The following is a 9,114-nucleotide window of genomic DNA, read 5'->3' as shown; positions in this document are numbered from 1 at the left end:
TCGCGAGCAAGCCCGCTCCCACAGGATTCAGGCTCGTTTCAAAATTTTGTATTACCCGATTTTTGACCTCTTTGTGTAAAAGGATTCGTCCCATGGCTGTGTTGCCAGAACTTGAAGCTTTTCTCGAACTCGCCGAATTCGGCCGGATGACCGGCAAAAGCCGCGCGATGCATGAACTGTCGCCGCAGCAGGCGCGGATTGATTTTGAGGCGTCGTCGGGCTTTCTCGATGTGCCGCTCGACAGCGTCGCCTGCGAGGACTTCACCATCGCCGCGCGGGATGGCCACAGCCTGTCGGCGCGGTTGTATCGCGACGGGCAAGCGGTCGAAGGGTTGCAACCGGTGGTGCTGTATTTCCACGGCGGCGGTTATGTGGCCGGCAGTCTCGATTCCCATGACGCGCTGTGCCGGCGGCTGGCGGCGCAGGGTGGTTTTGCGTTGTTGACGGTGGATTATCGCCTGGCGCCGGAGTGGCGTTTCCCGACACCGGTGCAGGATGCGTGCGATGCCGGCAACTGGCTGGTGCGCGAGGGCGCGGCACGTGGTCTTGACGCAACGCGAGTGGCCGTGGCCGGTGACAGTGTTGGCGCGACCTTGGCGACGGTGTTGTCGATCATGGCGGTGCGTGAACCTGAGGAACTGGTGTTGAAACCCAAGGCGCAATTGTTGGTGTACCCGGTGACGGATGCCACCACCAAGCGCGCATCGCATCGGGATTTCGCCGAGGGATATTTGCTGGAAACGCCGACGCTGGATTGGTTCTATGCGCATTACGGACGCACGCCGGCAGACTTGGCGGACTGGCGCTGCTCGCCGTTGCTGGCCGATGACTTGTCGGACGTGGCGCCGGCGTTGGTGTACCTGGCCGGGCATGATCCGTTGCATGACGAAGGGCTGGCGTATGCCGAGCGGCTGCGTGCTGCGGGTAATGACGTGACGTTGCTGGAACAGCCGGGCATGACCCATGACTTTATGCGCATGGGTGGGTTGCTGAGTGAAGTGGAAGGGATTCACGCGGAAGTGGCGGGGTGGGTGCGTTCGCGGTTGTGAGATGAAATGAAAAAAACCGCCATCTCTTTGAAAGGGAATGGCGTTTTTTTTGTGCCTGGTGGGGGATTTTTGTTGTGGCAACTGTTGTCATCGCGGGCAAGCCCGCTCCCACAGGGATTTATGTTGGCCGCAAGACTTGAGCACGACTCAAAAAACTGTGGAGCGGGCTTGCCCGCGATGGCGGCATTTCAGTCACCACAAACTGATTATTAAACAGTGCTTGATCGCGCTTGTTTAATCGCCCGCAAGGTTACTTCATGAAAGCTACAACACCTTGCGTCGTTGCCTACAGGTACGCCAGAATCCGCCGGCTTGTGCGCCTTGGGCCTGGGTTTTATCGTTTCCCGGTCGCTGAAAATCAGTGATCGGGTTTGGTAGCCTGGGTTTGTTTGTTAGGTGCAGCACCACCTTTTGCCGAGTATTTCTCGTCTCGGCTTTATGGTGGTCATGCGCAGGGCGCCTTTGGGCGCGCCGGTTTCCTAACGCCCGGTCTACCAACCTGCGTATGGCCACCACCCATCGTTTGGTAGCGAAGGTGATGGCTCCTTATATCTGTTAGGAGTTTCATCTATGTTCAAAGTAACCCCCAACCCGCCAGACACCGATCCGACATCCCCCTACGAAAGCCCCGATTCAAAAAAACTCCACGAAGCCGCCGACCGCGCGCTCGATTACTACCTCGGCTCGGCTGCCGATATCAAAGCCATCCCGCGCAAACTCAGCAGCATGTTCATCGTCAACCCGGAGCTCGATACCGAAACCCTGCTGGCCCATGCGTGCGAGTCGCTGGCCTCGGCCAATGTCATGACCATGGATCTGGCGGATCATGTTGAAGGGCCGAGTCGCAACACCCTGCTGGGGATTGCACAGGTCATCATGCTGGGTGAGCTGGCGGTGAATCGGGCGCTGGATAGACTTGATCCGCCTGAGTAGGCATTGGTAGGGCGACTACCGCTTTCGCGAGCAAGCCCGCTCCCACACTTGATCTCGGTCGTACGCAGGTTTTGTATCCACCAAAGATCCACTGTGGGAGCGGGCTTGCTCGCGAAGACGGCATCACAGTCACCACAAATCCCGCGCCCAAAAAAAATGCCCGTATCTCGCGATACGGGCATTTTTCATTTCAGCTCAGCACTCAGAAATCATACTTCGCGGTGAGTTGCAGGTTGCGCGGCTCGCCGGAGAAGGTGGTGCCGAAGTTGCCCAGGCCCGTCAGGTACTTCTTGTCGAAGACGTTGTTGGCATTGACGGTGAAGCTCAGGTGATCGTCGAACTCGTAACGGGTCATCAAGTCCACGAGGGTGTAGCCACCTTGCTTGATGTTGACGGTACCGCCTTCACCACCCCCTGTGTTGGGGTTGTAGGTCTGGCCGTAGAAACCACTCTGCCAGCTGATACCGCCACCGACGGTGACCTGGTTAAGCGCGCCGGGCAGACGGTAGGTCGTGAACGTGCGCACGCTGTGTTCCGGTTTGGTGGTGGACAACGGGAAACCGAAGATGCGTTGTTCGTCCTTGTCGCGGGTACGGGCGTAGGTGTAGCCGGCGGATACGTTCCAGTCTTGCGCCAGTTCGCCGGCCAGTTCCAGTTCCACCCCTTTGGTGGTGGCGCCGGAGATGGCTTCGTACACGTCCTGGCCAGTGCCGTCGGTGGTGACGTATTGGGCGACGTTGTCTTGCTCGATGCGGAAGAAGGCCAGGCTGGCGTTCAGTTTGCCTTCGAAGTAAGCCGCTTTCAGGCCGGTTTCGTAGCTGTCGCCTTCAACCGGTTCCAGGGTCTTGCCGCTGGCGTCCTTGTAGATTTGTGGCTGGTAGATACTGGTGTAGCTGGCGTAGACCGAGTACGTGTCGTTCAGGTCATAGACCACACCGGCGTATGGCGTGACGACGCCATGTTCCTTGTAGCTGGCGTGGGTGTCGGCCAGGGGCGAGCCTTCGTAGTAGGAGTAATCTTCGTTGTACTTGAAGGTGCTCAGACGGCTGCCGAGGATGAACGACAGGTCATCGGTCGGACGCAGGCGTGTGGCCAGGTAAAGACCGTTCTGGCTCTGGGTGCGTTCGTACTTGCCGTTTTTCGGGAATTCCTGTTCCGGCAGATTGCCTTTCCAGTCGTAGATGCTGCCCGGGACCATTTCGAAGGCACTGGTGTCGTACGTCGCACCGGTCTGGCGCGAGTGGGAGGCCATGAAACCGGCAACCAGTTCATGCTCGCGACCGCCCAGGGTGAACGGGCCGGTGACGTTCACGTCAGCGGTGTTCTGCACGCGATGACCTTCCCAGCGACCCCAGTAAAGGAACATGCCTTCACCGGTGGCGCGGTCCGGGTTGCCGCCGCTGGCCGAGGCCAGACGCGTATCGTGATCGGTGGTTTTCTGGTCGAGGCTGAGCTTGAGTTTCCAGTCATTGGCCAGCGCTTGTTCCAGCGAGGCGAAATAGGTGGTGCTGTCGAAATCACGACGGCTCCAGTCGGCACCCGGGTTGAAACTGCGAGAGAAGTCGGTACGGCCGCCGTCGCTGAAGAACGGCGAGTTACCGGTCCAGGAGCTGCCGCGCGGGGTCGCGCTGGACTTGTCGATACCGAAGGTCAGCAGGGTATCGTCGGTCAGGTCGGCTTCGAGGATGCCGTAGAAGAGGTCTTTCTTCTGGCTGTAGTGGTCGATGTAGGAATCTTTGTCCTGGTAGGCGCCCACAAAGCGGCCACGCACGTTGCCGGAATCGGTCAGCGAACCGGAGATGTCGCCTTCGGTGCGGTAGTTGTCCCACGAGCCGGCGGTGGCGCTGACGGAGGCCTTGAAGTCCTTGGTCGGTTTCTTGCGCACCAGGTTGACAGTGGCGGACGGGTCGCCCGAACCGGTCATCAGGCCGGTAGCGCCCTTGATGACTTCAATGCGGTCGAGGCTGGCCGAGTCGTCGCTGTTGTTCGGGTTCTCGCCGTAGACGCCGTCGTAGGGAATGTTGACGCCATCGTACTGAAAGTTGGTGATGGCAAAGCCGCGGGAGGAAAACTCGGTACGGTCACTGTCGTACTTCTGCATCGTGACGCCGGGCGTGTTGCGCAACACGTCGCTGACACTCGTGGCGCCGCGATCGTCCATTTGCTGGCGGGTCACTACGGTGACCGACTGCGGGGTTTCACGCAGGGTCAGCGGCAGCTTGGTCGCTGTGGTGGTCGCGCCAGTGGTGTAGGAACCGGTGTCTTCAGTAGTCAGGCCCAGGGCCTGGCCGGAAATGGTGGTCGCGCCCAGTTGCAGGCTCGAGCCGCCGCCGGACACCAGGGTGACGCCGTTGCCGTTGATCTGGAACGAGATGCCGGTGCCTTGCAGCAGGGCCTTCAGGGCATCAGACGGTTCCAGCGAACCGGACACGGCGCGGGATTTGATCCCGGCAACTTGGTCCGGGCTGTAGAGGATCTGCAGGTTGGTTTGCATGCCCAGTTCGGTCAACGCACTGGACAGCGGCTGGACCGGAATACTCACTTTTACAGGTGCAGCATTGGCCATCGAGCTCCCCAGCAAGGTGGCGGTCAGCAGTACGCTTGTGAACAGGGTGCGGTGCAAAGTCGGGCGCTGTACGGCCAGCGCGAGCGGTGTGCGGCGTGTTTGAGGTCGCATTACTTACCTGAGCTCCTGAAAAAGTGTTGTGCAGAGTTTTTTTGTTAATAAGAATGATTATTAAGACGGGGCACGAACGCAAAACCGGAAAGAAACCGGAAAAATAAATTTCAGAAGAAGCAAAAAAGTTCGCGGGACCTGTGGGAGCGGGCTTGCTCGCGAAGGCGGTGTACCAGGCAACATTAGTGTTGAATGGCACGCCTTCTTCGCGAGCAAGCCCGCTCCCACAGGTAAACAGTGTTCAGGCGGTGGCCAGTTCGGTGACAACCCGTCCGCTTTCCATGCGCACCAGTTGGTCCGCCACGTCGAAGTAGCGGTCGTCGTGGGAGATCACGATGATGGTCTTGCCCAGGCGTTTGAGGTCCGGCAGCAGTTCGGTGTAGAAGATGCGGCGGAAGGTCGGGTCCTGATCGGCCGCCCACTCATCGAACACCAGCACCGGACGTTCTTCGAGCCAGGCATTGACCAATGCCAGGCGCTTGCGCTGGCCGGTCGACAGGTCGGTGGTGGTGAAGTTGCCGTCCTTGACGCTGACCTTGTGCGCGATTTCCAGGCGTTGCAGGTATTTGTTGGCGTCTTCGGGAATGTGTTGATCGCCCTGGACCACGTCATCGAACAGGTAGTAGTCGGCGAAAATGGTGGTGAACAACTGGCGATAGTCATCGCGATTCTGCGCGTCGATCGCCTCGCCATTGACCTGGATTTCCCCGTGTTGCGGCGTGTACAAACCCAGCAGCAACTTGATCAACGTGGTCTTGCCACAGCCGTTCTCACCGACGATGAACGTGATGTCGCCTTGCTTGATCGTGAGATTCACCGGCCCCAACTGGAACGGCGCGGCCCCTTCGGCGGCCGGGAAGCTGAAACGCACATCGGCCAGTTTCAGTTCATGCACGGCTTGCTTGACGTTGCCCTGATCGCTGAGCAGCAAGTGCGGCTCAGGGGTGGAAAATTGCTCGGACAATTCGGCGATGCGGCGGAAGGCAATCTGCGCACGGCTGACGATTGGCAGGGTACTGATCAAGTGTTCCAGCGGGCCTTTCATATACAGCAGCACCAACACGAAGCCGCTCATCACGGTTTTGTCGGCGCTCGGCCAGTAGGTTTGCAGAGCCAGCGCCAAACCGATGACCACGAAGAACAGCATCGAGCCAAAGGTCTTGGCGATCACGAAAGTATTGATCGAACGCACCTGGGTGTTGCAGATGAACTCGGCGGTGGCCTTGATGCCGGAGACGAACATGCGTTGGCGGCGTGGGCGGTGGATGCGCAGTTCCTTGGCGCCTTCGGCAATCGCGTTGTAGTGCTTTTGCAATTCGTCTTCGGCGTCACGGGCAGCCATGAAACCCTGTACGCCCTTGCTCTGGGCGTAGGCCTGAATCGCCGTGCCGATCAGGATCGCGGCGACCATGATCAGGAACATCGGCCACGACAGAATCGCCAGGTAACCCATGCAGCCCAACGTCACGGTGACGGAAATCGCCAGCGGCGCGAAGGCGAAGGCGAAGTCGCTGATGGTGTCGACGTCGTGGGTCAGCACTGGAATCAGTCGATGACTACGATAGCGTTCGATCTGCTCGATCGGTGCCGACAGAACCTTTTCCCCCAGCTGTTTGCGCAGCTTGGCGATGATGTGCTGGCCGACATAGTTGGTGCCGATGTCGGAGCAAATCGAACTGGCGAGCGCCAGCAGGCACAGGCCGGCGAACAACGCCACCACGCCTTGGGTCAGGCCGGTTTCCGAATGCAGGGCATTGTTGATGGTCGCCAGCAACACCGTGACGCTCAGGCCGCCGACCATGCCCAGGAAAATGGACGCGGCGACGATGAGCCGAAAGGGTTTCAACAGGGCGAACAATTCGCCGATGGCGCCACGGGTTGGCTGGGTCATGGAAGACAGTTCCTTGGGTCGTAAAGGCAGATACCCAGTAGAACGTCTGGTGGAAGGCTTAATTTAGAAGGGGGCCGACTGGCGGTGATCGCGAGTCCCGAAGTCACTGACACCACACATAACCCTGTGGGAGCGAGCCTGCTCGCGAAAGCGGACTGTCAGTCGACACCTTTATCGACTGAAAGACAGTCTTCGCGAGCAGGCTCGCTCCCACAGGTTGAGGGGGGCGGGCCTAGAGATCACGCGCGATGCGGAACCCCATCCAGTCCCCACGCTCTTGCGGGTACTGGCTGTTGCGGTTGCCGGAGCGGGAGAACACCGGGGCTTCACCCCAGTCGTTGCCGCGAATCCGCACGGCTTCGCAATTGGGCTCGACCCAGGCGCTGCCATCGGTGGGGGCGCCGACGTAGTTCGGGTGTTCGCAGTCTTCGACCCACTCATAGACATTACCGTGCATGTCGTACATCCCGAAGGCGTTCGGCGGGTAGCTGCCCACTGGTGAGCTGTAGCTGTAACCGTCCGCCGGGCCATAGGTGTTGGCGTGCTTGGCGATGCTGTATTCCTTGCCCTCATCGAACGGGAAGGGGAACGGACCGTTGGTGCCGCCGCGTGCGGCATATTCGCGCTGGGCCTCGCTGACCATGTGGTACTTCTGCCCGGTCTTTTTCGACAGCCAGGCCACGTAGTTTTTCACGTCATCGAAGTTCATGCACACCGCCGGCTGACGTGGGCTCTGCGGATAACGCGGCTTGCTGGCGACGCACTCGCGACCGGGCCGGGTATCACCGTTGGCGATGGTTACGCCACTTTCGCGCACATAGCTGTCCCATTCACCGGCGGTGACGTGGAAGCGGCTCATGGCGAACGGCTTGGCGAAGGTCACTTCGTGCATCGGACCTTCATCGGGTTCGCGCCCGACTTCATCGTCCGGCGTGCCCATGGTGAAGGTGCCGGCGGGCAGCACGACCATTTCCGGGCAGTCGCGGCAGTCCTTGAACACTTTGCCGGGGTGCGGGTGAGTGGCGGCCTGTGCGGCAACCGGCAGCAGGCCGGCCATGAGGGCTGTCAGGGTGAGAGCCTTGAGCGGGCGGAACAACAGTTCTCTGTCCATGAGTTATCTCGAGTAAAGGAAAGCGGGGTGTCACGGCAGACCGTGGGAGCGGGCTTGCTCGCAAAGAGGGAGTGTCATTTGACAATCACGTTGCCTGACACACCGCATTCGCGAGCAAGCCCGCTCCCACAGGAGGCCAGCGTCAGGTTGTTTTGATTAGCAGGGCCATGAAGCGGTCGATATCGTTTTCAGTGTTGAGCAGGCCGGGAGCGATGCGGATCACCGGGCCGACGTCGCGTTCCACGGCGTCGCAGACCACGCGGTTTTTCATCAGTTGGACCGCGACTTCGTCGCAGTCCCGGTCCTTGATCCGGAAGAAGGTGAAACCGGCGGACAGGTCCGGGCTTTTCGGCGTGACCAGTTCGATCTGCGGCTGCTCCAGCAGACGATTCTTGGCGTAGGTATTGAGCCCGTGGATGCGCGCCTGCACCTCGGCCTTGCCCAGTTCCAGGTGCAACTTGAAGGCTTCGTCCACGGCCCAGCGGTGTTCGAAGCTGTGATAGCCGCCGGGGGTCATGATGGTCGAGAACGTGGTGGCTTCGGAGAAGGTCGGAATAATCGGCGTCACGTCTTTGAGCTCGGCTGAACGTGCGCAGATGATCCCGGTGCCACGAGGGCCGAACATCCATTTGTGGGTGCCGGCAATGAAGAAGTCGCAGTGCATGTCGGGGAAATCGAGGTTCTCGACGCCGAAGCCGTGCACACCGTCGACCACATACAGGATGCGATCCTTTTCCTCGCGGTTGCGGTTGTGTTCGTCCACCAGTTTGCCGATCTCGCCGATCGGCAGCTTCACGCCGCTGCCGGATTGCACCCACGTCAAGCCCAGCACGCGGGTTTCGGGACGAATGCCTTTGGCGATCGAACCCAGCACTTCATCCACCGAAAGGGTTTGCGTGTTTTCGAACAGCTTGAGCTTGCGGATCTTGACCCCGTCCTTTTGCTGGCGGTAATCCAGGGCGTAGTTGGTGGCGTAGTGCTCGTGTTCGCTGGTGAGGATTTCCTGGTCCGGGCGTACATGAATGCCGCCGTAAATCATCGACAGGCCTTCGGTGGTGCTGCCGGTGAGGGCGATCTGCTCAGGCTTGGCCTTGAGATATCGACCGGCCCAGACGCGCACGTCCTGTTCGCGCTTTTCGTTTTCTCCTAAGTCCCAGTCCATGGCCAGGCCGGGGTTGCGGTCGAGATTGGCGCGGTGTTTTTCGATCGCGTCACGCACGGGTTTGGGGTGCGAGGTGACCAGGAAATTGGCGAAGTGCAGGTAGTCCGGGTCCTGATTGAACAGCTGGCGCAATTGCGCCCATTTGTCCCGCGGCAGTGCCGGTGGCGTGGCGGCCAGCGCCGGCAGATTCACGGCAGCGCCCAGGGGCAGGCCGGCCGCGAGAATGCCGGCTTGCTTGAGGAATGAACGACGGTTGGTCATGAGCTCGGTTCGCTTGTGCAAAAGAGGGGA

At 60.0% G+C, this 9,114-nt stretch carries 7 protein-coding genes; 3 read left to right on the top strand and 4 right to left on the bottom strand.

The window, feature by feature from the left end; genetic code table 11:
* Nucleotides 1-92: 92 nt before the first annotated feature.
* The 3 genes from ACA055_RS20655 (at nt 93) to ACA055_RS20645 (ending at nt 1,982) form a co-directional block, all read left to right on the top strand.
* Complete coding sequence (locus tag ACA055_RS20655) at nt 93-1,049, top strand: alpha/beta hydrolase (protein ID WP_497680331.1); 957 nt, start codon at nt 93-95, stop codon at nt 1,047-1,049.
* Nucleotides 1,050-1,055: 6 nt separating this feature from the next.
* Nucleotides 1,056-1,262, top strand: coding sequence for a hypothetical protein (locus ACA055_RS20650; RefSeq protein ID WP_497680330.1), 207 nt, complete (start codon nt 1,056-1,058; stop codon nt 1,260-1,262).
* Nucleotides 1,263-1,619: 357 nt separating this feature from the next.
* Nucleotides 1,620-1,982 carry a DUF6124 family protein gene (locus tag ACA055_RS20645; protein ID WP_497680329.1) on the top strand — a complete coding sequence of 121 codons (363 nt, stop codon included), beginning with the start codon at nt 1,620-1,622 and terminating at the stop codon, nt 1,980-1,982.
* Nucleotides 1,983-2,184: 202 nt separating this feature from the next.
* Here ACA055_RS20645 and ACA055_RS20640 read toward each other — a convergent pair whose 3' ends face one another.
* The 4 genes from ACA055_RS20640 to pvdN form a co-directional block, all read right to left on the bottom strand.
* Nucleotides 2,185-4,659, bottom strand: coding sequence for a TonB-dependent siderophore receptor (locus ACA055_RS20640; RefSeq protein ID WP_497680328.1), 2,475 nt, complete (start codon nt 4,657-4,659; stop codon nt 2,185-2,187).
* A gap of 241 nt (nt 4,660-4,900) precedes the next feature.
* Nucleotides 4,901-6,550 carry a cyclic peptide export ABC transporter gene (locus ACA055_RS20635; protein ID WP_497680327.1) on the bottom strand — a complete coding sequence of 550 codons (1,650 nt, stop codon included), beginning with the start codon at nt 6,548-6,550 and terminating at the stop codon, nt 4,901-4,903.
* A 232-nt stretch (nt 6,551-6,782) separates the two neighbouring features.
* A complete protein-coding gene (gene pvdO / locus ACA055_RS20630; RefSeq protein ID WP_497680326.1) occupies nt 6,783-7,661 on the bottom strand; it encodes a dihydropyoverdine dehydrogenase in 879 nt (292 codons plus the stop codon).
* 142 nt (nt 7,662-7,803) lie between these two features.
* The gene (pvdN, locus tag ACA055_RS20625; RefSeq protein WP_497680325.1) at nt 7,804-9,084 is read right to left on the bottom strand and encodes a pyoverdine-tailoring periplasmic protein PvdN; all 1,281 of its coding nucleotides are present in this window, start codon (nt 9,082-9,084) and stop codon (nt 7,804-7,806) included.
* Between the last annotated feature and the right edge of the window lie 30 nt (nt 9,085-9,114).

The sequence above is a fragment of the Pseudomonas sp. LBUM1657 genome, from assembly GCF_059716075.1.
Note: the sequence above shows the minus strand (reverse complement) of the source record. Positions and strands in the feature narration are given on the sequence as shown.

Coding starts and splice junctions, on each gene's coding strand:
- ACA055_RS20635 (WP_497680327.1), bottom strand. CDS start 6,550: ATGACCCAGCCAACCCGTGGCGCCATCGGCGAATTGTTCGCCCTGTTG.
- pvdN (WP_497680325.1), bottom strand. CDS start 9,084: ATGACCAACCGTCGTTCATTCCTCAAGCAAGCCGGCATTCTCGCGGCC.
- pvdO (WP_497680326.1), bottom strand. CDS start 7,661: ATGGACAGAGAACTGTTGTTCCGCCCGCTCAAGGCTCTCACCCTGACA.
- ACA055_RS20650 (WP_497680330.1), top strand. CDS start 1,056: ATGAAAAAAACCGCCATCTCTTTGAAAGGGAATGGCGTTTTTTTTGTG.
- ACA055_RS20655 (WP_497680331.1), top strand. CDS start 93: ATGGCTGTGTTGCCAGAACTTGAAGCTTTTCTCGAACTCGCCGAATTC.
- ACA055_RS20645 (WP_497680329.1), top strand. CDS start 1,620: ATGTTCAAAGTAACCCCCAACCCGCCAGACACCGATCCGACATCCCCC.
- ACA055_RS20640 (WP_497680328.1), bottom strand. CDS start 4,659: ATGCGACCTCAAACACGCCGCACACCGCTCGCGCTGGCCGTACAGCGC.